We start from the raw sequence: 26,919 nt of genomic DNA, 5'->3' as shown, positions 1-26,919 counted from the left end.
AGCAGCTCACTCCGTACTATCTGAAGAAGGATTCCTTTGACCCATTATGTAATGTTCATAGGACGCCGGCGTATTCAAATTGACAAAAGCCTCTTCTTCTTCCTCCGTAGTTCCGATCCGGACAGACTGGAGCCGCTCCAGCAAATGCATGACACGGAGGTCTCCCCGCTCAAGCTGCTGCTGGATGACGGATGCCGTGCGCGTGTGGTACAGCGCATGAAAAGGCTGCCCGGAAGTGCGGATGATATCCGGTCCCGGTTCTCCTGTATGGACCGCCAATTCCGCCAGGCGCCTGAACAGCGGGATAGACAGGACAGGCATGTCGCAGGCCATAACAAAGACGTAGCCCTCCTCCGGTACGCCGGATAATGACGCATGCAGCCCTGCAAGCGGTCCGCTGTCTGGATAGCTATCCTGCGCGAAGGAAATGCAAGCTTCCGGATTGCCTGTTCCGGAGCCGGAAGGAAGCTGGCCGCTGCTATTTCGCAATCCGCCGCCGGATGTCTGAAATCCGGGCCCGCCGCCCTTTGGTATGATCCGGGCCGGCCATTCATCGCCCGACTCCCCGAGAGCAGCAAGGTAACGCTCCTCCTGCCCGCTGTCGCGAACCGCAAGGGCAATGCTCCTGATGCCGGCATCCAGCATCTGCCCGATAATCCGCAGAAGCAGCGGCTTGCCGCCGATGTCGAGCATGGCCTTGTCCGTTCCCATCCGCAGGCTTCGCCCTCCGGCCAGAATAATGCCCTGCCGGATCCCGGCTTTCTGTTCATTCCTGTCCCCCATGCATTCACAACCTTCATAAGCTTTATTATGCCAAGATTGTACTCGCATTACCGGACAAGAACAAGTCTGCTCCCCGCAAATGGCTTCGGATCGCAAGCTAGAATCCGGAAGCCAGCTCGACCGTTCTTGCCAGACCGGATTCAATGATAGCCTGCGCGCGGTCCTGATACTGATTATGGCCTTCGATGACAATGGATTCCGGGCTTTGGATGCCCCACAGACCTATTGCGCACTTCACGTAGTTTAAAGCCATTTCCAGCGATTGCATATGCGCCATTGAATAATCCCCACCCCGGGCACTGAGCAGCACGACCTTCTTGTCACCCGCCAAACCAACCGCACCCTCCGAAGCGAACCGGAAGGTTTTTCCGGGCTGTGTCAAATAGGCGATGTACGTAATCAGCGGAGCCGGTACCGTCAGGTTCCACAGCGGAAAAGCAAAAATTATTTTATCCGCAGCAAGAAATTGATCCAGATAACGGTTGGCGACAGCCGCTGCCGCTGCTTCTTCCGGGGATGCTTCCATACCCTGATCTATTTTATTAAGACCAGTAATCATTTTGTTCCCGTAATAGGGAAGCTCCGCTTGATACAGATCCAGCTCGGTGATGCGATCCAGGAGGTGGGTTTCCCGGTAAGTGTTCAGGAAGCTCTCATACATTCGCACACTGACGGATTGATCCGCCGGGCGGTCATTTGCTTTTACGAATAACACATTTGCCATGTCAAATATCTTCCTCCCGCAGTAAAGTTGGATAAGGGCCCTCTTCTCTTTCAATAATAAAGCAAATCCCCTGACAGCCTATTGTCAGGGGATTTCTTGGGATGACGGAGAAATAATCCACTCCGGGCAGCTTGTTCTATTTTAAATCAGGACCTTAAAAAGGCCATTATTCATTATTCACTATTCTTTCTTCCCTGCCGCTGTTCGAATCCATACCGTCATCTCGCCCTGGCCGCGGTTGCCCCACAGGTAGTAAGGCACGGCCGTTAAATGGACGCTCCTCGTCTGCCGTGTGGATGAGAGCGGCAGATAAGGAGCGTCATCAGCTTCCCAGACCGCTTCATCTTCGATCTGCCCTTCCCCTTCCACGATGACCGCTCCGCCCAGCAGCCCGGCCTCATAACGAGTGCCCAGCTCGGCTTCGCGCACAATGGAAACAGCCGCAAGCGGACTGCCATTGTCCGCCTGTTCCAGACAGTACACAAGCGGACCCCGCTGGATGGCGGCTTTGCCCGCATTCGCCCGGATCTCCGGTCTTGCCGCAATCAGCTGCGCCTGAAGCTCCAGCTCCCATACCACCACGTCGCCCTCCGACCACTGCCGCTTGATCAGCGCATACCCCTGCTCAATATCGTAGGGGGCAGGCGAACCATTGACGGTCAGTCCGGCCTTCCCGGCGCACCAATCCGGAATTCGCAGAGCCAGCGTGAACTCGCTGCCTGAAGCGGCAGGAGTCACCTCGAAGCGGACCTTGCCTTCCCAAGGCAGCCCGGATACCTGCTTCATCTTCACGCTGCCGCCCGCAAGCTCGAAACTCGATTCGCTGCCGATGAACAAATGCGCATATACAGTATTGGTTTCAGGTGATGCCGTATAAATATAATCGTTCAAGGAGCACAAGAGCCGCGCCACATTCGGCGGGCAGCAGGAGCAGCCGAACCATTTCTGGCGGACCGCCTTCACATGATGCCTTCCCGGGTTCTTCTCCGAGGCCTCCGGCCACACCTCCAGCGGATTGACATAGAAATAATGCTTGCCGTCCTGCGACATGCTTCCAATTACATTATTATAGAGCGCCCGCTCCAGTACGTCGGCGTATTCGCTCTTAGGCTCCAGCTGCAGCATCCGGCTGGCGAAGAACATAAGCCCGATTGAAGCGCATGTCTCGGCATATACCGTATCGTTGGGCAAATCGTAATCGAAGGAGAACGCTTCCCCGTGATGGGTGGAGCCGATTCCGCCTGTAATGTACATTTGTCTGGCCGTGGTATTGCGCCACAGCCTGCGGCACGCTTCCAGCAGGGACTGGTCACCGGTCAGTCTGGCCAGGTCCGCCATTGCAGCATACATATAAACCGCACGGACCGCGTGGCCCACTGCCACTGACTGCTCCCGCACCGGCTCATGCGCCTGGAAGTATGCCAGATCCGGCAATGCAGTCACTTTTTGCGTCCAGTGGCTGAATCTTCCTCGTCTTTCCCATTCCTCCACGAAGAAGCTGGGCTTCTCTCCCCTTGCATCGATAAAGAACCGGCTCAAGCGGAGATACCGCTCCTCAGCCGTGACGCGATACAGCTTGACCAGCGCCAGCTCGATTTCCTGATGCCCGTCGTAACCGTGGAGCTTTCCCGGCTCCGGTCCAAACACGGAATCGATATAGTCGGCAAATTTGCACATAACCTCCAGCAGCCTGCGCTTGCCTGTCCCTTCATAATAGGCGACCGCCGCTTCCATCATATGTCCGGCGCAGTACAGCTCGTGCGCCTCCTGCAGGTTCGTCCACTCCTTGCCCGGCTCCTTGAGCGTAAAGTAGGTGTTCAGGTAACCGTCACTGCGCTGCGCCGCTGCAATGAGCTCAATCACGCCATCGGCTGTCTTCTCAAGCTCGGGATCGGGATGCCCGGCCAGGGAATAGCCAACGGCCTCCAGCCATTTGGCGACATCGCTGTCCTGAAAGACCATCCCTCCGAACTCGCCCTCCGCAAGCCCTGCCGCAATCCGGAAATTCTGAATCGCATAGCTGGGAGCGGCATCTGCAATCCGGTCATTCAGCGCATCCCACTGATACGGAATGACCGTATCCCTCACCAGCTCCATATAGCCGTCCCAAAAATCATCCCGTATGCGTACTTTAGGCTTCTCATTATCCCGTTGCGTTGAAAGATTCATGATTATCCTCCTTCAGTGTGGTCGGTCAAGAAACATCAATATTTGATTCTCATGCGAGTTCAGTTTATTCTTTAAACTAGAAATCAACTATAAATAAACTGAACCAGTTTTTATAAAATATCACACTGATGAAGGGGTGAGGGCATGAATGGACACAGCAGTCTGATTCGAATGGAAACACCGCCGATGCCTTATTTCATCACGATCGGCTTGAGCCGTTTTGCGCCGGGCGAACAGCATCCGAGCCGCCGGAATCTGGGGGTTTTTGACCTGTTATGGGTGGTAAAGGGTGTGCTGCATATCGGGGAGGAGGACCGTCAATGGGAGCTGGCCGAGGGACAGACGCTGCTGCTGCTGCCGGACCGATATCATTATGCGGTCAAGCCCTGCGAGGAGGAAACGGTCTTCTACTGGATTCATTTCAACTTTGCCGGTGAATGGACGAACGGGGAAGAAGCCGCGGCGCCGGTTCATCCCCCGAGGCAGCCTTGGATGAGCGCGTATACGATGCAGTTTCCGCAGTCCCAGATGCTGCCGAATTTCACTCTGGCGCTGCGGCAGTTGGCGAAGCTGATGGAGCTCTCCACAGAGAACCGCTCCAGCGCTTTCTTGAAGGAACAGCAGTCGTTCCTGGAGCTGCTGCGTCTCTTGGAGGAAGGCGGCGAAAGCAGAAGCGCCTCACCGGCAATGAAGCTTGCCGAGAGCACGGAGGCTTATATCAAACAGTATTACCAGGCGGATTTGAAGAATGAGACGCTGGCCGAAGCGCTGCATTTTCATCCCAATTATATTGTCAGATGCATGAAAGAAATCTATGACTGCACGCCGATGGCATATTTGCAGGAATACCGGCTGGAGCAGGCGAAGCTGCTGCTGATCAAGACCGAATGGTCCATCGCCCAGATTGCCGAAGAGGTCGGCTTCCGCCACACGCCCTACTTCTCCAGCTGCTTCAAACAGTACTGCGGGATGCCCCCGCTGCAGTTCCGCAGGCAATTCCTGTGAAGGGCAGGATGCTGCAGGGCGCTGACCCGAAGGATGAGCCGCCCTTACACTTTTCTCCAGACTGTCGCATATTTCTTCCGGTACTGTTTCACAACCATTTCCCGCTGCTGCGCTCCGGCAAGCCCAATTCTCCAGATCGCCTGCAAGCTGTGCAGCAGCCCCATTCTCCCCGACTCAAAAATTGCCTGCTGAGCCTGAATAATAATTCATTATTCACCATCACATCATCCCCTTCTTCTGCTTGATCCCGGCTTCAGCCATGATCCCGTTCTCAAAGCCTCAGCTTGTCTGGGACGCTATGTATTCTGCCGCCTGTGGTACCAAGAAAAAATATATAAGTTGACATAGTGAGTATTCACTACATATAATATCAACATGAAAACAAATGAGAATAATTTAACGTCGCCCAAGCGAGCTCCCGGTATGAATATTGAAGAAAGGAGAGCAATGATCGTAAGAGCCGCATTGCCTCTATTGGTGGAAATCGGCCCAAGCGTCACGACGCTGCAAATTGCACGGGCAGCCGGAATCAGCGAACCGACTATATTCCGCGCATTTGCCGACAAGGATGAAGTGCTGTTGGCGTGCCTGGATGAAGCAACAAAACCGGAGAATGTCCTGATTGAATTGGAGGCAATCGACAAAGAGGCCGGTTTGGAAGAACGGTTGACAAACCTGATCGATGTGATTCGGCTTCAAGGAGAGAGAACCGGTGCCATCATGAATGCCGTACGATTGGCCGCTCCATCCAAACGTAGAGAACGCAGTTCATTATCTGATGAAGAAATCCGCCGGTTGAGTGAAAGTCGGACAGCCTCGCATCAAAGAATCCATTCCGCCGTTTGCAGCGTGCTTGAGCCGGACGAAGCACGCTTGCGCCAACCGGTAACCGATATTGCGACAATCGTGATAGGCATTGTGATGTCGCTTGGCCGGGCAAGAAGGATGGCTGGTGATATGGGCATCACAACAAAACAGCTCGAGGATCTCATTATGAACGGAATCGTGAAGTGATCTCAGAATTTCCGGCCATGCAATAGGCGAAAAAGGCGTATTGGCTGCTGCCAATCCTCATCAATCTTCCCCCTCGCTAATGTCCGGCTCACGAATCTATCATGGGCTGTTGTCACACTTGGCCTGGCATTCCATCACTTCAAAAACTGCGTCAAATGAATTGACAAGGATTCTTTACCTGAATACAATTAGTTTAGCTAAGTAAATTATATTCATGCTGCTGCCCCTGAACATACTATAAATGCGAAAAAGGAGAGGATACACCCAAATGCCCGATGAACTCAGCACTCCCAGCGAGTTATTCCGTGTTTTTCGTCAAATGCGGCATATCAGCTGGAGAAGCCAGCGGCCCATTGAGGGCTGTACTCAAAGCGAGGCTGTCATGTTATTCGTTATCCGCAGGCGGGAGAAGCTTCATCCCGCAGGAATGAAGGCCTCAGAGCTCAGCCAGCTGCTCAACGTCACGTCGCCTACGGTGACCCAGTCGGTCAATGTACTGGAAGCCAGAGGTCTGCTTGAACGAAGCTCTGACCCGGAGGACCGGCGTGTTGTGCGCATCAAGCTGACCGAGGAAGGCCTGCGTCAAACGCAATTATCTGAGACGGCCATGTTCGAACGCATTCAGGGACTGATTGACCGGATGGGCGAAGAGCGCAGCAATCAGCTTATTGAGCTGCTCGATGAGGTATTTGACTATTACAATGGCGGCACTCACCTGGCCCAATGCTCCGAACGCAAACTAAATTTACCGAATGAAGGTGAAGCGTAAACGATGATGAAGCTACTGCGATTTTTGAGGCCCTACCGCATTCCTGTTGCTTTTGTGCTGATCCTTGTCCTGGTCCAGTCGCTCTCGGATCTGTATCTGCCGACTCTAATGTCGGATATTGTAGATAAAGGCGTTGTTGCTGGCGATACGCCCTATATCTGGAAGATTGGCGGCTTTATGATGCTGATGGCCCTGCTCGGCGCGGCCTGCTCGGTTGGTGCCAGCTTCCTCTCCGCCAAGGCGGCGGGCGGCTTTGGCAAGGATCTGCGCAGCCGGGTCTTCTCCCATGTGTCGCGATTTTCACTGAATGAATTCGACAAGATCGGCACCGCTTCGCTGATTACCCGCACCACCAATGATATTACGCAGGTGCAGCAGGTACTGACGATGATGATGCGGGTCATGGTCATGGCTCCGATGATGTGCTTCGGCGGCATCATCATGGCCATGTATAAGGATGTCACGTTGTCGCTTGTCATTATAGCCATCGTGCCTATCCTCGGCCTCTTGATTTATGCCATCGTCGGCAGAGGCATACCGTTGTTCCGGGCCATGCAGACCAAGCTTGACAAGCTCAATCTTGTCCTGCGCGAGAACCTGACCGGTATCCGCGTTATCCGCTCCTTCAACCGGATCCGCCATGAACAGGACCGCTTCAATGAAGCCAACCGCGATCTGACCGATACGGCTGTGAAGGTCAACCGGATTATGGCCTCCCTCATGCCGATCATGATGCTGATGATGAACATTGCCAGCGTCGCCCTTGTTTGGTTTGGGGGTCTGCGGATCAACAGCGGTCACATGGAAGTAGGCGACCTGATTGCTTTTATCCAGTATGCCTTTCAAATCATGTTTGCGCTCATGTTCGCTTCCATGATGTTTGTCATGATTCCCCGCGCCTCCGCTTCTGCTGTACGGATCAATGAAGTGCTGGGCATGCTGCCGGACATTAACGATCCGGCTTCTCCGAAGAAATCGGCAGACGCGGGCGTCGTTGAATTCGACAATGTGACCTTCCATTACCCGGGAGCGGAAATACCCGCCGTCTCCAACATCAGCTTCACCGCAAGTCCGGGGGAAATAACCGCCATTATCGGGGGCACTGGCTCCGGAAAATCTACGCTGATCAATCTCATTCCGAGATTTTATGATCTGACAGACGGGAGCATCCGCATCGGCGGCGTCGATGTACGCGAGCTTTCGCAGGAGCAGCTGCGCAACCGGATCGGGCTTGTCCCGCAGAAGTCCGTGCTTTTCACCGGCACCATTGCGGAAAATATCCGTTATGGCAAGGAGGACGCCACGGATGAGGAAATCCGCCGCGCGGCCGAAATCGCGCAGGCCAGCGACTTCGTATCGGAGATGCCGGAAGGCTTCGACTCGCGGATAGCCCAGGGCGGCTCCAATGTGTCCGGCGGACAGAAGCAGCGGCTGTCCATTGCGCGCGCCCTCGTCCGCAAGCCGTCGATCTACCTGTTCGACGACAGCTTCTCGGCCCTGGACTTCAAGACGGATGCCAGGCTGCGCGAGGCGCTGCGCCCGGCTACGACGGAGGCGACGGTCATCATTGTCGCCCAGCGGGTCAGTACGGTCATGGATGCGGACCGCATCATCGTGCTGGAGGACGGCAAAGTGGCTGGAATCGGTACGCACCGCGAACTGCTGCAGAGCAATGCGATTTACCGCGAAATCGTCACGTCGCAGCTGTCAGAGGAGGAGATTGCATGAGTAACTCACGAGGACCGCAAGGTTCAGGGCAGGCTGGCGGCGCTGCAGGTCAAAGACCCGGAGGACAGGGGGCCGGCTTTGGCTTCGGACCCGGCCGCGGCGGCCCTGGAGCGATGGGCATGCCTGTCCAAAAAGCCAAGGACTTCAAAGGCACGCTGCGCCGGCTCGCCGGCTATTTGAAGCCCCACCGCTTCGCGCTGCTGATCGTGCTGCTGACAGCAGTACTCAGCACGGTCTTCTCTATCCTTGGCCCGAAGATTATGGGGAAGGCGACCACCGAGCTTTTTACAGGCATGGTTGGCAAGCTGAAGGGCGTTGAGGGGGCGAAAATCGATTTCACCTATATCTGGCACATCCTGCTTGTACTGATTTGCTTATATGTTATCAGCTCGCTGTTCAGCTATATCCAGCAGTACGTCATGGCAGGCATCGCCCAGAAGACGGTTTATGATCTGCGCAAGGACGTCAACGAGAAGCTGGCCAGACTGCCGCTCAAGTTTTTCGACTCGCGGACGCACGGGGAAATTCTCAGCCGCGCCGTCAATGACGTCGATAATATCAGCAGCACGCTGCAGCAAAGCCTGACGCAGCTCATCACCTCCATCGTCACATTGATTGGCGTTATCGTGATGATGCTGACCATCAGTCCGGTTATGACACTCATCACCATCATTACCCTGCCGCTCAGCTTCCTGGCGATCCGCATGATCGCTAAACGCTCGCAGCTGTATTTCAAAGGCCAGCAGAAATCGCTGGGAGAGCTTAACGGCCATGTTGAGGAAATGTACACCGGCCACCCGATTGTCAAGGCATTCGGTCACGAAGAGAAATCGATGCAGCATTTCACGAAAGTGAATAACGAGCTGTACGCCTCGGGCTGGCGGGCGCAGTTCATCTCCGGCATGATCATGCCGATCATGAGCTTCATCGGCAATATCGGGTACGTGCTGGTCAGCGTTGCCGGCGGTATCTTCGTCCTGCGCAATGCCATTACAATCGGGGATGTCCAGGCTTTTATCTCGTACTCCCGGCAATTCACAATGCCGATCACCCAGACAGCGCAAATCGCCAATATCATTCAATCGACGATTGCCTCGGCCGAGCGGGTGTTCGAGCTGCTTGACGAGCAGGAGGAAGTGCCAGAAGCGGAAGATGCCGTAATGGTCGCCTCCAAACAGCAGCAGAATAAGATGCGCCTTGACAAAGGAACGGTTGATCAAGGCAGGCTGGTCGCCCTCCCCAAAGGAGATGTCCGTTTCAATCATGTCAAGTTCGGCTACAAAGAGGATACTCCGCTGATCGAAGATATGAGCATAGATGTCCATTCCGGCCAAACCATCGCGATTGTCGGCCCCACCGGCGCAGGCAAGACGACGCTGATCAATCTGCTGATGCGCTTCTATGAGCTCAGCGGCGGAAGCATCACCATCGACGGTGTGGATATTACCCGATTCAAACGGGGGGATCTGCGCAGCCTGTTCGGCATGGTGCTGCAGGATACTTGGCTGTTCAACGGCACCATCCGCGACAATATTGCCTACGGCCGCGAAGATGCCAGCGAGGAGGATGTCGTTCAAGCCGCCCGGGCGGCTTATGCGGATCACTTTATCCGAACGCTCCCGGAAGGTTACGAAACCGTGCTGAACGAGGAAGCTTCGAATATCTCGCAGGGTCAGAAGCAGCTGCTTACCATAGCAAGAGCCATTCTGGCCGACCCGGCCATCCTGATTCTCGACGAGGCGACAAGCAGCGTCGATACGCGGACTGAAATCCAGATCCAGCGGGCCATGAATGAGTTGATGCAGGGACGCACCAGCTTCGTCATCGCGCACCGGTTGTCGACCATTCGGGATGCCGACCTGATTCTCGTTATGAATCACGGCACTGTGATCGAACAGGGTACGCATGAGGAGCTGCTGGAAGCCGGAGGCTTCTACGCCGACCTGTATGAAAGCCAGTTCAGCGGCCGCAAGCCGCAGCGTGAAGTAATTTAAGCTTGCAGGGTCAGCTTCCGACTCATTGATGATCCATTCGTTTGCATTCACCATTTTTTCTCAGCCAAGAGAATAAAAACAGCCCGCACAGCACCAAGTAATCGGTGAGCCGTGCGGGCTGTTTTGTTCCGGCTGCCCTCGACCCTCTGTTACAGGCTGCAGATTATAGCGTCACCTATTGCAGGGCAGAAGTTTTGCGGGCACGGCTTATCTTAATATGACTTTTTTAATGTCATGTTTAAGGTGTATACTTTTATTGAGGTGATCGATATGTCGGTAAGCCGGCATTTTGAATTGGTTTATATGCTTCTGAATGAGAAGACTTTGACCGCTGCTGAACTGGCAGAGCATTTTGAGGTTTCCACACGAACCATATATAGAGATATCGATATTTTGAGCGCAGCGGGAATCCCGATTTACAGCAGCAGGGGAAAAGGCGGCGGAATATCGCTAATGGACGGCTACGTCTTCAACACCTCTTTGCTGTCCGGGCAGGAACAGGATGATATTTTAATTGCCCTTCAGAGCCTGACTGCCGCAAAATTCCCTGAAATTGAGGACGTCCTCGGCAAGCTGAGCAGATTGTTCAAGAAGGACAGGAGCAGCTGGATTGAGGTGGATTTCTCCCCGTGGGGAAGCGAAGAAAGCCAGAGAGAGCTTTTTCCGCTCTTGCGCAAAGCGATTACGGCGAACCGCATTATTACGTTTCGATATTTTAATACAGCCGGTGAACAGAGCGATCGAAGCGTTGAGCCTGCCAGCCTGCTGTTTAAAAATAAGTCCTGGTATCTGACGGGTCATTGTTTGACCAGCAATGGTCCCCGTATATTCAAGATCAGCCGGATGAAAGACATTGCTGTAACGGATGACAACTATGAGCCCAGACCGGCGGTACCGTTCACGGAGGCAGAAGACAGCATTATGCGCAGCACAATTGAGGTGACTCTAAAAATTTCTGCAGAAGGTGCTTATCGAGTCTACGATGAATTTGCCGAAAAGATGATTACGCACAATGAAGACGGTTCATACAACGTCACGGCCGAATTTCCTGAGGGCAACTGGCTGGACAGTTACCTGCTTTCATTCGGGATCCTTCTTGAAGACATTCGTCCCGAGCATTTGCGCAAAAGAATATTGTCCAATATGGATGCGATCAGAAGAAAGTTAAACCCGACTTAGGTCCAGCAAGAAACCAATCCCCAGCCCTTATCGGGTTTAAGCCGACTCCGCTATACTTTTAAGAAATACACGGAGTGAAGCTAAGGGGATAACGAACGCCATGCAGTGGATCAATCAGCTATTTGAACAATATGGTTATCTGGTTTTATTTTTCGGACTGTTCACGGAGTCCATCGCCCTGCCATTTCCAGGGGAGCTGGCCATGGCTATTTCCGGACATATCTCGGTAGTGGGCCATTTTCATTTGGGATGGATTATGCTTTGCGCCTTTCTGGGAGCGACAATTGGCACAACGGTCACGTATTTTGTCGGCAGGAAGCTCGGTATCCCTTTTTTCGAAAAGTATGGAAAATATTTTTTCCTCACCCCGCCGCGACTAACCAAAATTACAATATGGTTCGATAAATATGGGAATAAACTGCTGCTGGTCAGTTATTTCATTCCCGGTCTTCGCCATTTTACCGGTTATGTTTCCGGTGTGCTGCGTATTCCTCTGCGGACTTTTTTCCTTTTCAACCACTTCGGGGCCTTGATATGGGTCATAACCTATGTCATGATCGGCAAAATATTCGGCAATGAGCTTGAACACATCCTCCATTTGATTACCCGCTACTCGATTCGCGCCGTATTTGTCATTGCCGCTTTCCTGCTCTTGGTCATGGTTCTCAAGCGGCATAAACACATTATTGTCCCGTGGCTCTTGGCCCGGTTCAGGCTCGTGTACAAAATGCTGTTTGCCCGTTCCGGGTCATAATGCCAGCGGCTTATAAACGGATCTATAAAAAGAACCGGCTCCCCCCCGTCCTTTGGCGGCGCAGCATTCCTCCGAATATAAGCAAAATCAGCGATTTACAACGGAAAGCTGCCCTTTCCCGCATGTTGAAAAATCCCGCTCAAAAGTGTTTAGAGCGGGATTTTATTTGTTTTTTATAGTTCATCGGATCAACCTCAAATACTCCGCTCCATTTTCAAAAACAACTCCTCCGACATAATATGACCTTGATTAGACCTAATTTCTCTCTACCTGCACATAAAGCCCTACTTTTTCTGGTCCAAAGGTAATCATTCCCTCCTCTCCTGCCGATAAAAGATTTAATATTACATTTCCAGACCGACACATACTCCGTAATAGCTATAAGCCTTATGTCTTATTTTCGGAAAAAAGGGCAAAAATACTAAAGAGAGAACAGGAGGGGATGAACTTGATGATGATAAGAGGATGGAACTGGGGAATGCTGGCTGCTATCGGGTTCTCCATGTTGGTATGGACAGCCGTTATTATTCTGATCGCTAAATAATTGAACAAGCCCGCGGCAATCCACCCGTGATTGCCGCGCTGCTCTGCTCCATTTGAAGCTCTGCCGGAAGAACATCAGGACTATCCCACACGAAACTTTCGCTCCAGCCGGGAAGAGTATGCCGATTAAGCTTCCATCAGGCTTTCATTGCCGCCTGCCGCTTGTAATGATCCTCAAGCACCAGACATGCCATAGCTTCGACTACAGGAACGATCCGCGGACAGATGCATGGATCATGTCTGCCTTCGGTACGGATCGTCTGCTCCTCCCCGCGGATATTGACGGTTTGCTGCGGAAGCGAGATCGAGGACGTCGGCTTCACCGCAACCCGGAACACAATCTCTTCTCCCGTGCTGATCCCCCCGATGATCCCGCCCGCATGATTGCTCAGGAATCCCGAACCATCCATGCCGTCATTATGCTCGCTGCCGCGCATAGCCGCTGCCGCGAATCCCTCCCCGAATTCAATCCCTTTGACAGCCCCGATGGATAACATCGCTTTGGCCAGATCCGCATCCAGTTTATCAAAGACAGGCTCGCCGATACCGGGCATAACGCCGCGTATCCGGCACTCGACAATTCCCCCGCAGCTGTCGCCCGCCGCCGCCAGCTCTTCAATCTTCGCAATCATTCGAACTGCCGCATCCGGATCACAGGCTCTGACCGCATTCAGCTCAATCTGATGCTCATCGAACGTTTCGCACCGGATCCCACCGATATCTGTCGTATAAGCCATCACACTCACGCCCCGGTGCTCCAGCAGCTTGCGGGCTACCGCTCCTGCCGCCACTCTGCCCGCCGTTTCTCTTCCCGACGCCCGCCCGCTGCCCCGATGATCCCTTATCCCATACTTCTGCAAATACGTGAAATCCGCGTGGCCCGGACGAAAAGCATGCTGAATATCGTTATAAGCCTCAGGCTTCATATCCTTGTTGAACAAAATAATAAAGAGCGGCGTTCCCGTTGTTCTGCCCTCATACATACCGGAGAGGATGCTTACCGCATCATATTCCTTGCGCGGCGTAGTTACAGAGGATTGCCCCGGCTTCCTACGGTCCATTTGAATCTGTATGAATGCTTCATCTATCTCGATTCCCGGCGTAACGCCATCCACAATAACCCCGACTGCCTCGCCGTGCGACTCTCCGAATGTCGTGATTCTGAACTGCTCCCCGAATGAATTTCCCGCCATTGTCATATCCCTCCCCTTCCGCTGCTTGAAGCTTTCCTTTGACTGCTGATGCCTGTTTCCATTATAGTTTTCAGTAAGCGATAAATGAAATCGCCATTCTCAATGTCTGTCATAGAGGTGATCTATATCAATAAGCAGCTGAATATGGAATGGTACCGTATTTTCCTTCATACGGCGAAGGTTGAGAATCTGACCAAAGCGGCGCAGCAGCTCCATATGACTCAGCCTTCTGTCAGCTATGCCATCAAGCAGCTGGAGGACAGCCTGGATGTCAAATTATTTGACCGTCTTTCCAAAGGGGTCAAGCTTACAGCGGAGGGCGCCGCTCTGCTGGAGTATGTGGAGCCCTCCTTTGCCTTGATCGATTCGGCTGAGCGAAGGCTGCAGGCCTTGAAGGATTTCGCGGCCGGGGAGCTGCGCATTGGCGCCAGCGGCCCGATGCTCAAGCATCTGCTGCTCCCTGCTCTGGACCTGTTTAGAGCCGACTACCCCGCTGTACGCATCCATCTGTTTCAAGGCAAATCGGCTGAAATCACCAAACGGCTGAAGGACGGTCTGATTGATCTGGGTCTGGTCCATCTGCCTCTGGACGAAGATCCGGAGCTCCACGTATCCCCGCTCGCAGCGATACAGGATTGTCTGGTCGTCGGGCCGCCTTACCGCCAGTTGAACGGGCAGCCCCTGTCGGCGGAGGAAATCGCAAAAATCCCGCTGCTGCTTCTGTCTCCAGAGAGCAGCACCGGGCAATTTTTCAAGCAATGGCTGAACGATCAGGGTGTCCAGGCGGAAGCAAGCCTCGAGCTGAGCAGCCTGGAAATGCAGGTGGAATGCTGCGAACGCGGTTATGGCGCCGCATTCGTAACACGGCGTTTTGTGGAGCGGGAGCTGCAGGAGGGCAGATTGTTCGAGCTGCCTACCCTGGTTCCGATTCCTCCCCGCAGTGTCGGGATCACCGTCAGGCAGAGCATCTCCCTTCCGCTGATCGCCGGTCAATTCAGGAAGATGCTCATGCACAGCCGCTAAAGTGAAACCACTGCATTCTTAAGTCCGGCCTGGAGCAAGGAGATCCTCGCTTACTTCATGATGCTTCCTGCGCAGCAGGAAGGTGAAGGGAACGGCCAGAACAACCAGAACGGTTCCGATGATGAACACCTCCTGAACAGATTTGGCCAGAGCCAGATCGGCCCCGTTCGGGGTGTCGGCTCCGATTTCTTTGAGATGGGCAAGAGTCCTTGCAGACAGAATGCTGCTGAAAATACTGACGGAAAGCGCCGCAGTACCCTGCCGGATCCAGTTGGTGACCGCTGAGGCATGTCCGCTGAAGGTACTGGGCACGGCCGTCATCCCGGAGTTGGTGACTGGCATATTGCTCAGCGCAATGCCCACATAGCGGATTGCCAGCCATGAAGCGATGAAGAAGGTGCCTGTCGCCAGGTCCAGCCGGCTGAGCTCCCAGGTCGCCAATGCCATAATGATAACGCCGGCCATAATCAGACGGAACGGCCCTACTTTGTCGTAAATTCTGCCGACCAGCAAAGAGAACATAGCCATTGCAATCGTTCCCGGCAGCATGACAAGTCCCGTATGAAGCGTCGAAGCATGCTTGATGTTCTGCATGTAGATTGGCACCAGGAAGGTAGCGGCATACAGCGAAATCGTGATGATGCAGTTGATGATCAGGCTGTAGGTGAAGCGCGGGATTTTGAATACGCGCAGATTCAGCAGCGGAGCTCTGCTGTGCAGCGTTCGAATAATAAAGTACGTCACGATGGCAGCCCCGGCGATAAACAGCATAATCGTCTTCCACGAGGTCCATCCCCAGCTGTGGCCTTCGCTGAAGGTAAGCAGCAAGGAGCTCGTACCCACGATTACGGCAATAAAGCCGATAACATCAAGCTTGATGCCGCGGCTTAAGCGGTAATAAGGGATGAAGCGCTGAGCGAAGATCATCGCCAGAATGCCAATCGGCAGATTCATCACGAATAATGATTTCCAGCTGAAATATTCGGTCAGCCACCCCCCAATGGTAGGCCCGAAAGCAGGTGCCAGCATGGCCGACACGCTCCAAAGTCCGATAGCGAGCGCCTGCTTTTCTTTGCGGATGACCTGATAAATAATCGTCATCGTGGTTGGCATAATAATACCGCTGAACAGACCCTGCAGAATCCGGAAAACGATCAGCGACTGCATGCTCCAGGCAAGCGTGCACAGACCGGAGGTGATCGTAAAGCCCAGCAGCGCAAATACATACAGCCGTTTATAGCTGAGCTTGTCGCCCATATATCCGATGATCGGCGCAATGACGCCGGTTGCCAGCATAAATCCCGATATCATCCACTGCACCGTGGTCAGCTCCGCATGAAAATCCGTCATAAACACGGGCAGGGCCACATTGATGGTGGTCGTGCTCAGAACAGCCATGAAGTTGCCGAAAAATACGGCAGCAATAATACTCCAGAATGGTGATTTTTCTTCCCCGTTCGTCATGAATTCCATTCCCTCCAGCTTTGGCCTCCGCTATAAGCCTTGATCAAGTTAATTTAATCCTCTTCATACTTGCCGATCGCTTCCCGTACACGCTGGCTCAAGGCAAGAAGCTCTTCCTTGAACGTATCCATCCGCTTCATCTTGATCTCAATCATTTCGATCTCTCTCTGGAGCACTTCGGAGATTTCCAGAAGCTTGAGCCTGCGCTCAGTCCGGTCCTCCAATGACCTGACCGTATGTCGGTGCTGGTCGATCGCTTCATTCATCTTGATGAACTGCTGCAGCTCCTGCAGCGAGAAGCCCAGCACTTCCTTGGCAAGCACGATCTTGTTCAGACGATCGATATCCTCCTCGGAATACAAGCGCATGCCGCCCTCTGTCCGGTCCAGCGTCTCGATCAGACCAAGCTCTTCGTAGTAACGGATCGTCCGCTTCGTAAGTCCCGTCTTTGCCGCAGCATCTTCGATTTTGTATGTTTTCATATTTAGCCTCCCGCCCTAAGCCGATTGATTATGGAAAAGCATACTGCAATATAACGTTAACGTCAACGTAAACTTCAGATTGGAAATGGTGAACGGCAAAGAGAAACCCGCACACCGCGCCAGGTTCCTCTTTGCTGCCATGGATAGATTTATTCTTCCAATAGAGCCGGGAAGCCATTCATATAAGGCTCATACAAGGATGTTCCGCACCGCCCAAAGGATGGTGTCAGCGGGTTTCTGCCTGCCGCCAATCCAGGACAACGCCAAGGAAGAATTCCTGCTTGTCCTGAATCATCCGCCATGCTTTCACCGCCTGATGGGCCGGCAGCATATGGGTGATGAGCGGGACCGTCTGCAGCCGTCCGTCCGTGATGGCGGCAAGCGTCGCAGCCATGCGGTCCGGCTGCCAGCCCGAAGGGCTGTGCAGGGTAATTTCCCGCGGCCGCAGCTCCTGAATATCGATTTGGCCCTCGTGACCATAAAATCCCGCCGACACCAGATGACTGTTCCTTTTCATCCCGGGCAGCATGGAACGGAATACAGGCAGCGCCCCGACCGTATCGACTACCACCTGGATATCCGTGATATCTTCTACAGCTTCGTGAACGCCCGGCTTACGCAAATTCACCCGCCCGGCAGCGGCAGGCAGCAGCCCGAGCCGCCCGTCATTCCGGCCCAGCACGGTCACGTCCGCCCCTCTTGCGAGCAGTGTCTGTGCCGACCACTGGCCCACGAGACCGTCCCCGATAACCACAGCCCTGTCGCCCGGGGCGACGGCCGGCCTCATGCCGCAGTTGTACCCGACCTGCGCCAGCACAAGCGGCGCATATGCAAGCGCATCCGGCCCGTCCGCCACATCCGGCAGCTTCCATACCTGACTGACATGCGTCACCGCCGGATTGATATGCCCGCCGGTCGGAAAAGCCATGCCTTCCACACGGCTGACGGAAGCAAACACGCGGTCCCCTGGTTTCACAGAGGTTACGCCGCTTCCCACCTCACGCACAATTCCAACCTTCTGATACCCTGCTACCTGCGGGAATGGCAGGACATCGCCTGCTCTGGTCACCTGTTCGCCGCTGATCCGCTCCCCCCGCAGGTAGGATTGCTCGGTGCCGACGCTGATCCAGGAATGCTCCACATCCACAACAACGTCATCGGGTCCGGGATCCTTCACTTCCACATCCAAATAGGCAACCTCATTAACCCCGGTAAATACCACTGCTTTTGCTTTCATGGCAAGCCCCCCTTTTACATTTTGAATTACAGATCCGTTTCCGGATAGGCATAGATCTTGACGGCGTACTGCGATCTGGGCTGCTTGGCATTCCCTTCATACCGGTTCTAAGGCATATGACGAGTCCAGTCTGCAGACATTCCGTGTTCAGCCCTTTACAGACAAGCAGATCAAGCAACACCTGTTAGTCGATTATGACTCTACTGTAAGTGTACATGAAATGCAGTTCAGCCGTCTTTGCACAGAATCCATCATTTCATGGGGAGGCGTTCGCTTATTTTCCAGCCATGCGAGAGTTTGCACGTAATCACAGGGAATCCGTAACGTAATCCCCCGCGTCATTATGCAAGAAGAGGCCTCCCCGGGATTACTCCTCGGGCAGACCTCTTAATTTGTAGAGACAGCAAAACACATGAGCCAGTCTTAAAGCCGCCAACCGGCGTTCTACTTTATTCCGGAGATGGAATAATTATCGATGATATGCCGCTGGAAGAAGACGAAGACGGCGATGATCGGCACAACCATAATGGCTGCGCCCGCCATCTGCAGCGCATAATCGCCGCCGTACTGCCCTTTAAGCAGGGCAAGTCCTACCGACAAGGTGTACAGACTCTCATCATTGGCGATGATAAGCGGCCACAGAAAGCTGTTCCAGCCGGCGATGAAGGTCAGAATCGCCTGCACGGCGAGTATCGAGGCCGACATGGGCAGCACGACACGCACGAACAGCTTGAATTCGCCGGCTCCATCCATGCGTGTCGCCTCCAGCAGCTCATCGGGGATGGCGGTCATGAACTGCCGGAACAGGAAGATTCCGAACGCGCCTACAAGCCCCGGCAGGACGACGCCCGGCATCGTGTTGGTCAGACGCATTTGGTTGAGAATCAGGTAGATGGGAATCATCGTCACCTGACCGGGAATCATCATCGTCGCAAGGACGATGTAGAACAATTTGTCCTTCAATTTGAACTTGTACTTGGCGAAGCCGAAGCCCGCCATGGCGTTGAGGAACAAGCCCACAAAAGAGAAGAAGACAATGATCAGCGTATTGCGCAGGTAATAGCCGAAGCGCATATTTTGAAACAGATTCTGAAAATTTCCCAGCGTAAATTGATGCGGCAGCAGCGTTGGCGGAATTTGCGTCACCTCGCTCTCCGGCTTGAAGGCGGACAAGATCATCCAGACCAGCGGAACCAGCATTGCAGCTCCCAGCACAGCGAGAATAATGCCCGCAATCCATTGCTGGACGGCGCCGCTTCCTTTGCCCCGGGCTGGAGAATCGGCGGCAGCAGCTGTTTTCATAGCATTCACCTCACCTTTATCCAAAACGTTGGAGCGCAGCCGAAGCTGCCTTTAGGCTCCCGCTTCGTCATTTTTATTTTGCAGCCTGAACTGGATCAGCGTAATGGCGATAATCGCAAAGAACAGAATGAACGACCCTGCAGCCGCGTAACCGAAATGACTGAGCTGAAAGCCATTGCGGTAGATGAACAGCGCAACCGAGGTTGTGCCGTCCAGGGGACCGCCCTTGGTCATGATGAACGGCTCCTCGAAGAACTGCAGCCAGCCGATCATCGTCGTAACCGATACGAAGAAGATGGCATAGCTGAGCAGCGGGATCGTGATGGAGAACATCTGTCTCCAGGCTCCCGCTCCATCCAACTGGGCAGCTTCATAGTACGTTTTGGGAATCCCCTTGATGGCGGCGATAAAAATAATCATGTTCAGTCCGATTGCCCGCCAGAGCGCAAGCAGAATCAGTGAAAGCTTGGCCGTCACAGGCTCCGTGAGCCAGGGAACAGAGGACAGGCCCAATTGATTCAGGATGTAATTGAATAAGCCCAGGCTGGGATTGTACAAATAGGTCCAGACAACGGCAATGGCGACCACATTCGTCACCGAGGGCATATAGAAGATGGCCCGGAATGCCTTGAACAGACGCGCCCGGCCGTAATTGATCAGCAGCGCAACCGCCAGGGAGAAGGCAATTACAAGCGGAACGCCGATGACCACATAGAACAGCGTATTGCCGATCGCTTGCAGGAAGATCGGATCCACGACAACATCGACATAGTTTTTGAAGCCGACGAATCGAACGGTGGAGAAGTCCGCGAGACCCGCCAGATTCATATCGGTAAAGCTGATGACCAGCGCCACCAGAATAGGCAGCAGCGAGAATACGGCGAGCAGAATCAGCGTGGGGCCAGTGAACAAATACGGCGCCCTTCGAGTGCCTCTCATAATGATGCACACTTCCTTTCTGTAAACGTCCATCCCTCACAAGACCTCCGGCGGTTAGCGGTTCAAGATGCGCGTCGCATTGGCGTTGTAGTCATCGAACACCTGCTGGACATTATCGCCCCTGCGGTATATTTTCTCAAAGGCCTTCAAGTAGCCTTGCGAAATCTCCTCCCAGGCTGTAATCTGCGGCATCGGCGCCGCATTCTCCGCCTGTCTGCCGATCACCTGGAAGTTGGGATCGCTCTTCAGCTTGTCATCCTCCCATGCCGCCTTGACCGAAGGGAAGGACTGGGTCAGCTCCATCCATTTCAGCTGCGTTTCGGTGCGGGACATGAAAGCCAGAAACTTCAGCGCCTCTTCCTTATGCTTGGAATATTGAAAGATCGACAGATCCGCGCCGCCAAGCAGCGACTCATTGTTCTCTTTCTTCGGCAGCTCTGCCGTCGCCCACTTGCCCTCCAGATCCGGAGCCTGATCATGGATCAGCTTGATCATCCAGGGGCCGCTGATGAACATCGGGATCACCCCGTCGCCTGCAAAAGCCTGGACGGCATCCAATCCCAGATCCTTGGGCGCAAGGCCTTCCCTGAAAAAGCTGTCGAGATATTCGATCGCCTCCACATAAGGAGCCTGATTGAACAGCGTTGTGTTTCCTTCAATAAGCCTGGAACCGTTCTGGCGGGCGAACATGAAGCCCAGTGTCTGCTCGGCGGTATCCAGACTGATGCCGTATTTGCCGCCGCCGCGGCCGGCCAGCTTCCGCGCAGCATCCTTCAGCTCATCCCAGGTCCCGGGAGGCTCGTCATAACCGGCCTGCTTAAGCAGATCCGTCCGGTAGTACAGCACCCGGGTGTCGATATACCAGGGAACACCGACGAAAGCATCCCCATACCTGGTCGTCTGGACCGCGCCTTCATAGAAATTGTCCGGATTAAGCTCCGGATACTGGCCGATGTAAGGGGTCAGATCCAGCAGCGATTTGGCCGATGCAATCTCGGGAATCCACGTGGTTCCCATCTGGATAATATCAGGGCCGCGGCGGGAGGCGACAGCGGTCAGCAGCTTGTCGTGCGCGTTATCCCATGGCAGCGCCTGCACCTTGATCCGGATGCCGGGGTTCTCGGCCTCGAACACCTTGGCCAGCTCCGGGAGCGATTTCGCTTCCTCCCCCATCCCCCAGATATTCAAGGTGACCGTACCCCCTTCTTCCGAATTGCCCGGGGAGCAGCTTCCCAGAATGCAGCCCATCAGGATAAGAATAATCGCCGTGAGGCTTAGCTTTATTGCCGTCATGCTTGTCCCTCCTATATGTGCCATGACTTCATTGGATAAGAATAAATCTTATAAATGTTATAAGGTTAATAAAGCGAGTTTACATCTTATGAAACGTTTCTGATAAAATTAACAATTTATTACAGCCAATTCTACCGGGTGAAAATGGTCCGGATGCGCAAGCGGGAATCGTCTTCCAATCGTTGCAGCCGGTGAATGATGCGGTCGACCGCCGTCATGCAGCGCCATATCGCGCGCTGGGAGCTAACGCGCGGAAAAAATCGCTCTGAAACGCCAAAAAGACGGCGAATGGGATTCGCCGTCCTTCTCAAAAGCTATAAAATTGTATAAAGCCTTGTTCAGGGATTCAGCCTGGCGCAAGCCCCAGCTCTGCGCAGGCATTGTCGAACTGCCGCAGCAGCCGCTGCTTGACGGCATCCTCCACGAAGGCCGCGTTCAAGCCATTGCGGATAAACCCGGCAATATCGCCTGCTGTCACGCCGCAATGCTCCATCAGCTTCCGGTATTCCATCGTAAGCGACGTTCCCGAAACGGTTCTGTTATCGGTATTTACGGTGACAATCAGCCCTTCTTCCGCATATTTGCGCAGCGGGTACGAAGACCAAGCCGCTACCGCTTTTGTCTGAAGATTGCTGACCGGACACATTTCAAGCGGAATTTGTCTCGCCTTCACCAGCTCGAATACTTCAAGGTCCTCGTCCAGCCTTACCCCGTGTCCGATCCGGCTCGCCCCATGGTGAACGATGGCTTCGCGGATATTGGCGGGTCCGGCAGCTTCGCCGGCATGAATGGTGATCGGCAGCCCGAGCCGGCGGGCCTCCCCGAAGAGCTCCCGAAACAGCTCAGCCGGATAACCGGCTTCGTCGCCGGCAAGATCAACGGCGACCACACCGCGGCCATGCCAATGCGCCGCGGCATCCAGAACGGCGCGGTTGATCTCCATACCATGATGCCTCATGCAGATCACAATCGTCCTTGCTGTAATGCCGAACGTATCCTCACCGCGTTTCAAGCCGCGGACGACATGCCCGATAATATCCTCGAGAGTCAATCCATGCTCCGTATGCAGCTGCGGGGCGAACCTCACCTCCATATAAAGACAGTTCTCCCCGGCAGCCTGCGCGGCAAGCTCGTAAGCGGCCCGCTCCAGTGCCGCCCCATCCTGAAGAAAGGCAAGGACAAAGGAAAATGTGCTCAAATAATCCTGCAGATTATCGCAATCCTCCGCCACCTGCATATAGGCGAGCAGCTCCTCCGCATGGTCGGCAGGCAGTGCAACGCCGCTTGCATCTGCCAGCTCCATAATCGTCTCCGGTCTGACGCTGCCGTCTAGATGAACATGGAGATCTACCTTCGGCAGCGCCGCCAGAGGCTCCTCCTGGTGAGCACGCTGTGATACCTCGGACATCTTTCCAACTCCTTTAGCTTCTCCCTGGCAACTTCAGAACAATTACAGCAGCGCTTCGATATCCGATTTCATATCCAGCGGTTCTACTGTGGATTCAAAACGCTTGACGACATGGCCTTCACGATCAACAAGAAACTTCGTGAAGTTCCATTTAATCGAATCATCCTGCAGCCAATGCGGCATTTTCTCGCTCAGGAATGAGTTTAACATTTTGCCGCTGGGCTGTGTGGTGTCAAATCCTTCAAACGGAGCCGCCTCCGTCAAATAACGGAATACAGGATTTGCCGTTTCATCCCGGACATCAGATTTGGCAAACAAGGGGAAATTAACGCCGTAATTGATTTGGCAAAATTCCTGCACATCGGAATTGGTACCAGGCTCCTGCTCCCCAAACTGATTCGACGGGAAGCCGAGAATTTCAAGCCCTTGGTCCTTATATTCATCATACAGCTTTTGCAGGTCGCTGTATTGGGGTGTGAAGCCGCATTTGCTGGCCGTATTGACAACAATCAGCACCTTGCCCTTGTAATCGGATAATGCCTTGTTTTCACCTCTGATGGTTTCTGCTTGCAGATCGTAGAGCGTTGTCATGATCAAACTCCTCCTCTTTCCACTAAAAGTATTGGATGAAATTAAATTGTGCACAATTTATATCTGTAGTTTAGCAATCAAGCATCCTCTTGTCAAATGAAAACATCCCTTTCATGAATGACATATGTACAATCTGTTACTATACAAATACAAGTATCCCGCCTTCAGAAGCAGAGGAGATGTTTCCATGAAGCTGCACCAGCTGTTTCAACCCCGGCAAGCTAGCGGAAGAGTCCCTTCCCATCGCTATATCGAAATTCCGCCTTCAGAGCTGCTCCGCCCCTTCGTATCCACGTATTGGGCATCCGAGCCGTTGTCTGCTCCGGAGCAGGAAATGAATACGGACAATGGAGCGGTCGACCGCGTTCTGCCGGACGGGTGTACCGATATTTTGTTCGAGCAAGACCTGAAGGATCACCGCTGCCAAATCCGTTACATCGGTCTGTTCGATCATCCCTTTGCTATCGCTTACGATGAACAGCACCCGACCCGCAAATTCGGCGTGCGCTTCTTCCCCGGCGGGGCTTATCCTTTCGTACGGACCCCGCTGTCCGAATTTGCCAACCAGCAGCTTTCTTTGGATGCTCTATGGCCGCGGCTTGCTGAAGGAATCAGCGAGCGTCTGTTTGAAGCTTCCTCGCTGGATGCGCGAATACAGGTGATTGAATCGTATCTGACCACCCTCCTGCACCGGAGCAAGGCTGTAGAGGACAGCCGGATGGCGAACCTGCTTGAACGGATTTTTGCAACAAAAGGAACCGCCGGCATCGAGGCGTTAGCCCAAGCTGAGATTATCAGCGCCCGGCAGATGAACCGCATGTTTGAGAAATGGATCGGCATCACTCCCAAAAAGTTCTCCGAAATAGTCCGGTTCCAGTCCGTTATCAGCCAACTGGAGCTAAGCCGCGAGCCCGTGGACTGGTCCATGCTCGCCTTGAATCACGGATTCTTCGATCAAGCTCATCTGATTCATGATTTCAGGAGGTTTTACGGCGATTCGCCCATTACAGCCGCCAGGGAATACGGCAAGATGTCCGATTTTTACAATCCGATCCGTACTTGAAGGGATATACTTCTCCTATAAATGACGAAAGGAATGATCTTATGAGTGGAGTCATCGCTATTCGCGATCAACTATTGGACGAGCTGGAGCTTGCGGTACGGACCAGCGAAGCGCTTATAACACGCATCCAGCCTGAGCAGTGGGACTATCGCCCGGCGGAAAATATGCGTACGCTGCTGCAGCTGGTTCATCATCTGGTGTCGATTCCGGCGTCTGATCTGGCGATTATGCAGGAGAAGACGCAGGAGGAGGTCCAAAAGGTCGAGACGGCAGTCAGCGGCCTGACAGATCCTGAGCAATTGGCCGCCCGGTTCAGGCTTCATTATGAAACGCTGCATGCCTGCATGATCTCGCTCAGCGAGGTTGAGCTGCTGCACAAATCCACCAAGGCTTTCTATCTGGAGCATGGCATGGTTCAGAGCAAATGGCTGATTGAAATCGTCACGCATACCTTTCACCACCGCTCGCAGCTCTATAACTACTTGAAACAGCTTGGGCATGACCTTAATTTCCTCATGCTTTATGGATGAGCCGCCCCTTCGCGGGCTGTGCCGTTCAAAGGCCGAATTCTTTTATAAGGAGCTGTTTGAATTGACAAAATTGATGCATTCCCAAACGCTGCAGGTTCGTATTGAAAACTCGCCGCAAACCGTATACGAATACGCCGTGAATCCGGAAAACTTCCCCGAATGGACAACCTCGTTCAGCCTCTCGGCCCGTCAATCCGGGGGAGAGTGGCTCGTCGAAACACCGGATGGGCCGATGGGCATCGCCTTCGCGGCCAGGAATGAATGGGGCGTATTGGATCACCATGTGCGTCCCGCCTCCGGTCCGGAGCTGTATAATCCAATGCGGGTCATTCCCAATGGGGAGGGCTGCGAGGTTCACTTTACCTTGTTCCAGCACTCCGGCATGTCCGACGGGAAATTCGCTGAGGATGCGGGCATGGTGCAGCGCGATCTGGAGACGTTGAAACGCAGGATGGAGAAGTAGCGCATGTACGAAAAAAGCAGGGACTCCCTTCGAATAGGAATCCCTGCTTTTTGGGTTTACGTATGGAGCCGGTTTGGTATCCATCAGTTGGAAAGCCCGGTGTCCTGCAAATCGATTTCCCTCTTCAGCTTGATATACGCTCTAAGCATGGCAATGCGCCATACCAGAATCATCCCGAAAGCGAGAATAAAGAACAATCCGCCGGTCTGGGGAATGGTGATGCTCTGTTCCACTACGTCATGCAGCAGCAGCCTTACGACGAGCAGTCCGAGCAGGATAAAGATAAAGGTCTTGGAGCGTCTGAGCACAATGGTCTCCCCGCTGCGCTCCAGCGCCGAGGTCCGGATAAGCGGATAAGCAAACAGCAGTCCACCTGCCGCAAACGCGATCAGTGCCCAGCTCCACGGAATGCGCGTAACGGGAACGACGAACATCAGGAAGCCCGTTGACATGCCGATAGGCGGAATAATGATTTTGCGCATGGTTGTCGGGCGGTTCGATGCCCGGAGCCGCAGGAACAAAACCGCGATACCCGAGATTAATGTAAGAATGATGGAAGCGCTGTGTGCAGGAAATGAGTCCGGAAGAAAGCCCACGAGGACATTAGCCCCTTTTTGTAAGTGAATGTGTACTTCCCTATCCTACTCTATTTGGAAATCCGGTTGCAAATTTCCCGTGCAAGTCCTGCTCATTCATTGCTCATCAAACAGATCCCGGTGAATCTTGACCACGACTTTACGCAGGGGCACATCCTCCGCTATCGAGCAGTTGGGCCTGTGAATATCCGAAGGAAACAGCACGACAAAACCACCGGGAGCCAAATGGACATCGATTTCCCCCTGAACCTCATCGTAAAAAGCGATATCCTCTTTATCATACCGCTCATCCATAATGATCTGCTCCGGAGAGGCTTTGGCCACCCCCATGCACTCCCTGCCGCTGAGCAGCAGCTGCACATCGATATGCTCCCTGTGCGATTCCGGCTTAATCGCCTTCTTCTCCCTCGTTGTCAACTCATTCAGCAGCAGAAACATCCCCGTTTCTCCGAGCTCATGCTTTCCCGGAGGAAGCGCTGCCAAATCCATCTGCTGAAGCCGGTCAACCGCCCTTCTTACCGGGGCCGGGAACGTATGCTTCTCCGTCTCCCAATTCGCCAAATCACTATAGATCATCCTTGTATCTCCTCTCTTTTCCGCGGGAGTGCATCCTTTACGGTTCACCCTGCGCGGGAGCTGTCCCTATCTTCTCAAAAAATCGCCTGGAAGGGAA

General features: G+C 53.7%; 25 protein-coding genes. 11 read left to right on the top strand and 14 right to left on the bottom strand.

Going from position 1 to position 26,919, the window contains the following annotated elements; all coding sequences use genetic code 11:
* Positions 1 to 6 precede the first annotated feature (6 nt).
* From mobA to ACFOLF_RS19160, 3 genes are all read right to left on the bottom strand, one after another.
* Entirely contained in the window at positions 7 to 783 is a 777-nt protein-coding gene (gene mobA, locus ACFOLF_RS19170) for a molybdenum cofactor guanylyltransferase (protein WP_210039086.1), read from the bottom strand.
* 97 nt (positions 784 to 880) lie between these two features.
* Positions 881 to 1,507 carry an FMN-dependent NADH-azoreductase gene (locus tag ACFOLF_RS19165; RefSeq protein WP_210039087.1) on the bottom strand — a complete coding sequence of 209 codons (627 nt, stop codon included), beginning with the start codon at positions 1,505 to 1,507 and terminating at the stop codon, positions 881 to 883.
* Positions 1,508 to 1,687: 180 nt separating this feature from the next.
* Positions 1,688 to 3,676, bottom strand: a complete 1,989-nt coding sequence (locus tag ACFOLF_RS19160) for a glycoside hydrolase family 127 protein (protein ID WP_210039088.1) — start codon at positions 3,674 to 3,676, stop codon at positions 1,688 to 1,690.
* A 144-nt stretch (positions 3,677 to 3,820) separates the two neighbouring features.
* On the opposite strand from ACFOLF_RS19160, the gene ACFOLF_RS19155 reads away from it, so the two are divergent.
* The 7 genes from ACFOLF_RS19155 to ACFOLF_RS19125 all read left to right on the top strand — a co-directional run bounded on the left by ACFOLF_RS19155 (position 3,821) and on the right by ACFOLF_RS19125 (position 12,119).
* The gene (locus tag ACFOLF_RS19155) at positions 3,821 to 4,681 is read left to right on the top strand and encodes a helix-turn-helix domain-containing protein (RefSeq protein ID WP_210039089.1); all 861 of its coding nucleotides are present in this window, start codon (positions 3,821 to 3,823) and stop codon (positions 4,679 to 4,681) included.
* 447 nt (positions 4,682 to 5,128) lie between these two features.
* Positions 5,129 to 5,695, top strand: coding sequence for a TetR/AcrR family transcriptional regulator (locus tag ACFOLF_RS19150; RefSeq protein WP_210039090.1), 567 nt, complete (start codon positions 5,129 to 5,131; stop codon positions 5,693 to 5,695).
* Between the two features lie 268 nt (positions 5,696 to 5,963).
* The gene (locus ACFOLF_RS19145) at positions 5,964 to 6,464 is read left to right on the top strand and encodes a MarR family winged helix-turn-helix transcriptional regulator (RefSeq protein ID WP_210039091.1); all 501 of its coding nucleotides are present in this window, start codon (positions 5,964 to 5,966) and stop codon (positions 6,462 to 6,464) included.
* 3 nt (positions 6,465 to 6,467) lie between these two features.
* On the top strand, positions 6,468 to 8,192 hold the full coding sequence (locus ACFOLF_RS19140; RefSeq protein WP_210039092.1) for an ABC transporter ATP-binding protein: 1,725 nt from the start codon (positions 6,468 to 6,470) through the stop codon (positions 8,190 to 8,192).
* Complete coding sequence (locus tag ACFOLF_RS19135; protein WP_210039093.1) at positions 8,189 to 10,186, top strand: ABC transporter ATP-binding protein; 1,998 nt, start codon at positions 8,189 to 8,191, stop codon at positions 10,184 to 10,186. Before ACFOLF_RS19140 ends, ACFOLF_RS19135 begins: the two co-directional genes overlap by 4 nt.
* Before the next feature lie 270 nt (positions 10,187 to 10,456).
* On the top strand, positions 10,457 to 11,365 hold the full coding sequence (locus ACFOLF_RS19130) for a helix-turn-helix transcriptional regulator (RefSeq protein ID WP_210039094.1): 909 nt from the start codon (positions 10,457 to 10,459) through the stop codon (positions 11,363 to 11,365).
* Between the two features lie 100 nt (positions 11,366 to 11,465).
* The gene (locus ACFOLF_RS19125; protein ID WP_210039095.1) at positions 11,466 to 12,119 is read left to right on the top strand and encodes a DedA family protein; all 654 of its coding nucleotides are present in this window, start codon (positions 11,466 to 11,468) and stop codon (positions 12,117 to 12,119) included.
* A gap of 680 nt (positions 12,120 to 12,799) precedes the next feature.
* On the opposite strand, the gene aroC is transcribed toward ACFOLF_RS19125, so the two are convergent.
* Complete coding sequence (aroC, locus tag ACFOLF_RS19120) at positions 12,800 to 13,855, bottom strand: chorismate synthase (RefSeq protein ID WP_210039096.1); 1,056 nt, start codon at positions 13,853 to 13,855, stop codon at positions 12,800 to 12,802.
* A 102-nt stretch (positions 13,856 to 13,957) separates the two neighbouring features.
* Here aroC and ACFOLF_RS19115 point away from each other — a divergent pair, with 102 nt between their 5' ends.
* Entirely contained in the window at positions 13,958 to 14,878 is a 921-nt protein-coding gene (locus ACFOLF_RS19115; protein WP_210039097.1) for a LysR family transcriptional regulator, read from the top strand.
* Between the two features lie 18 nt (positions 14,879 to 14,896).
* Here the strand turns inward: ACFOLF_RS19115 and ACFOLF_RS19110 are convergent, their stop codons facing one another.
* The 8 genes from ACFOLF_RS19110 to ACFOLF_RS19075 all read right to left on the bottom strand — a co-directional run bounded on the left by ACFOLF_RS19110 (position 14,897) and on the right by ACFOLF_RS19075 (position 23,594).
* Positions 14,897 to 16,342: an MDR family MFS transporter gene (locus ACFOLF_RS19110; RefSeq protein ID WP_210039098.1), complete on the bottom strand. Its 1,446-nt coding sequence runs from the start codon at positions 16,340 to 16,342 to the stop codon at positions 14,897 to 14,899.
* A gap of 53 nt (positions 16,343 to 16,395) precedes the next feature.
* Positions 16,396 to 16,824, bottom strand: coding sequence for a MerR family transcriptional regulator (locus ACFOLF_RS19105; RefSeq protein WP_210039099.1), 429 nt, complete (start codon positions 16,822 to 16,824; stop codon positions 16,396 to 16,398).
* A gap of 226 nt (positions 16,825 to 17,050) precedes the next feature.
* The gene (locus tag ACFOLF_RS19100; RefSeq protein ID WP_210039100.1) at positions 17,051 to 18,061 is read right to left on the bottom strand and encodes an alcohol dehydrogenase catalytic domain-containing protein; all 1,011 of its coding nucleotides are present in this window, start codon (positions 18,059 to 18,061) and stop codon (positions 17,051 to 17,053) included.
* 444 nt (positions 18,062 to 18,505) lie between these two features.
* Entirely contained in the window at positions 18,506 to 19,363 is an 858-nt protein-coding gene (locus ACFOLF_RS19095) for a carbohydrate ABC transporter permease (RefSeq protein WP_210039101.1), read from the bottom strand.
* Positions 19,364 to 19,414: 51 nt separating this feature from the next.
* Entirely contained in the window at positions 19,415 to 20,335 is a 921-nt protein-coding gene (locus ACFOLF_RS19090) for a carbohydrate ABC transporter permease (protein WP_379114438.1), read from the bottom strand.
* Positions 20,336 to 20,356: 21 nt separating this feature from the next.
* Positions 20,357 to 21,595: a sugar ABC transporter substrate-binding protein gene (locus ACFOLF_RS19085; RefSeq protein ID WP_210039102.1), complete on the bottom strand. Its 1,239-nt coding sequence runs from the start codon at positions 21,593 to 21,595 to the stop codon at positions 20,357 to 20,359.
* A gap of 346 nt (positions 21,596 to 21,941) precedes the next feature.
* The gene (add, locus tag ACFOLF_RS19080; RefSeq protein WP_210039103.1) at positions 21,942 to 23,003 is read right to left on the bottom strand and encodes an adenosine deaminase; all 1,062 of its coding nucleotides are present in this window, start codon (positions 23,001 to 23,003) and stop codon (positions 21,942 to 21,944) included.
* A 42-nt stretch (positions 23,004 to 23,045) separates the two neighbouring features.
* Positions 23,046 to 23,594, bottom strand: coding sequence for a glutathione peroxidase (locus ACFOLF_RS19075; protein ID WP_210039104.1), 549 nt, complete (start codon positions 23,592 to 23,594; stop codon positions 23,046 to 23,048).
* 187 nt (positions 23,595 to 23,781) lie between these two features.
* Here ACFOLF_RS19075 and ACFOLF_RS19070 point away from each other — a divergent pair, with 187 nt between their 5' ends.
* The 3 genes from ACFOLF_RS19070 (at position 23,782) to ACFOLF_RS19060 (ending at position 25,650) form a co-directional block, all read left to right on the top strand.
* The gene (locus ACFOLF_RS19070; RefSeq protein WP_379114436.1) at positions 23,782 to 24,657 is read left to right on the top strand and encodes a DUF6597 domain-containing transcriptional factor; all 876 of its coding nucleotides are present in this window, start codon (positions 23,782 to 23,784) and stop codon (positions 24,655 to 24,657) included.
* 41 nt (positions 24,658 to 24,698) lie between these two features.
* Entirely contained in the window at positions 24,699 to 25,187 is a 489-nt protein-coding gene (locus ACFOLF_RS19065) for a DinB family protein (RefSeq protein WP_210039106.1), read from the top strand.
* Between the two features lie 61 nt (positions 25,188 to 25,248).
* Complete coding sequence (locus tag ACFOLF_RS19060; RefSeq protein WP_210039107.1) at positions 25,249 to 25,650, top strand: SRPBCC family protein; 402 nt, start codon at positions 25,249 to 25,251, stop codon at positions 25,648 to 25,650.
* 83 nt (positions 25,651 to 25,733) lie between these two features.
* Here the strand turns inward: ACFOLF_RS19060 and ACFOLF_RS19055 are convergent, their stop codons facing one another.
* Together ACFOLF_RS19055 and ACFOLF_RS19050 are read right to left on the bottom strand one after the other, a co-directional pair.
* Complete coding sequence (locus tag ACFOLF_RS19055; RefSeq protein ID WP_210039108.1) at positions 25,734 to 26,246, bottom strand: CcdC family protein; 513 nt, start codon at positions 26,244 to 26,246, stop codon at positions 25,734 to 25,736.
* 96 nt (positions 26,247 to 26,342) lie between these two features.
* Positions 26,343 to 26,822 (bottom strand): YhcH/YjgK/YiaL family protein, encoded by a 480-nt coding sequence (locus tag ACFOLF_RS19050; RefSeq protein ID WP_210039109.1) that lies wholly within the window; start codon positions 26,820 to 26,822, stop codon positions 26,343 to 26,345.
* Positions 26,823 to 26,919: the final 97 nt, after the last annotated feature.

The sequence above is a fragment of the Paenibacillus sepulcri genome, from assembly GCF_042647105.1.
Classification (GTDB): Bacteria; Bacillota; Bacilli; order Paenibacillales; family Paenibacillaceae; genus Paenibacillus_Z; species Paenibacillus_Z sepulcri.
Note: the sequence above shows the minus strand (reverse complement) of the source record. Positions and strands in the feature narration are given on the sequence as shown.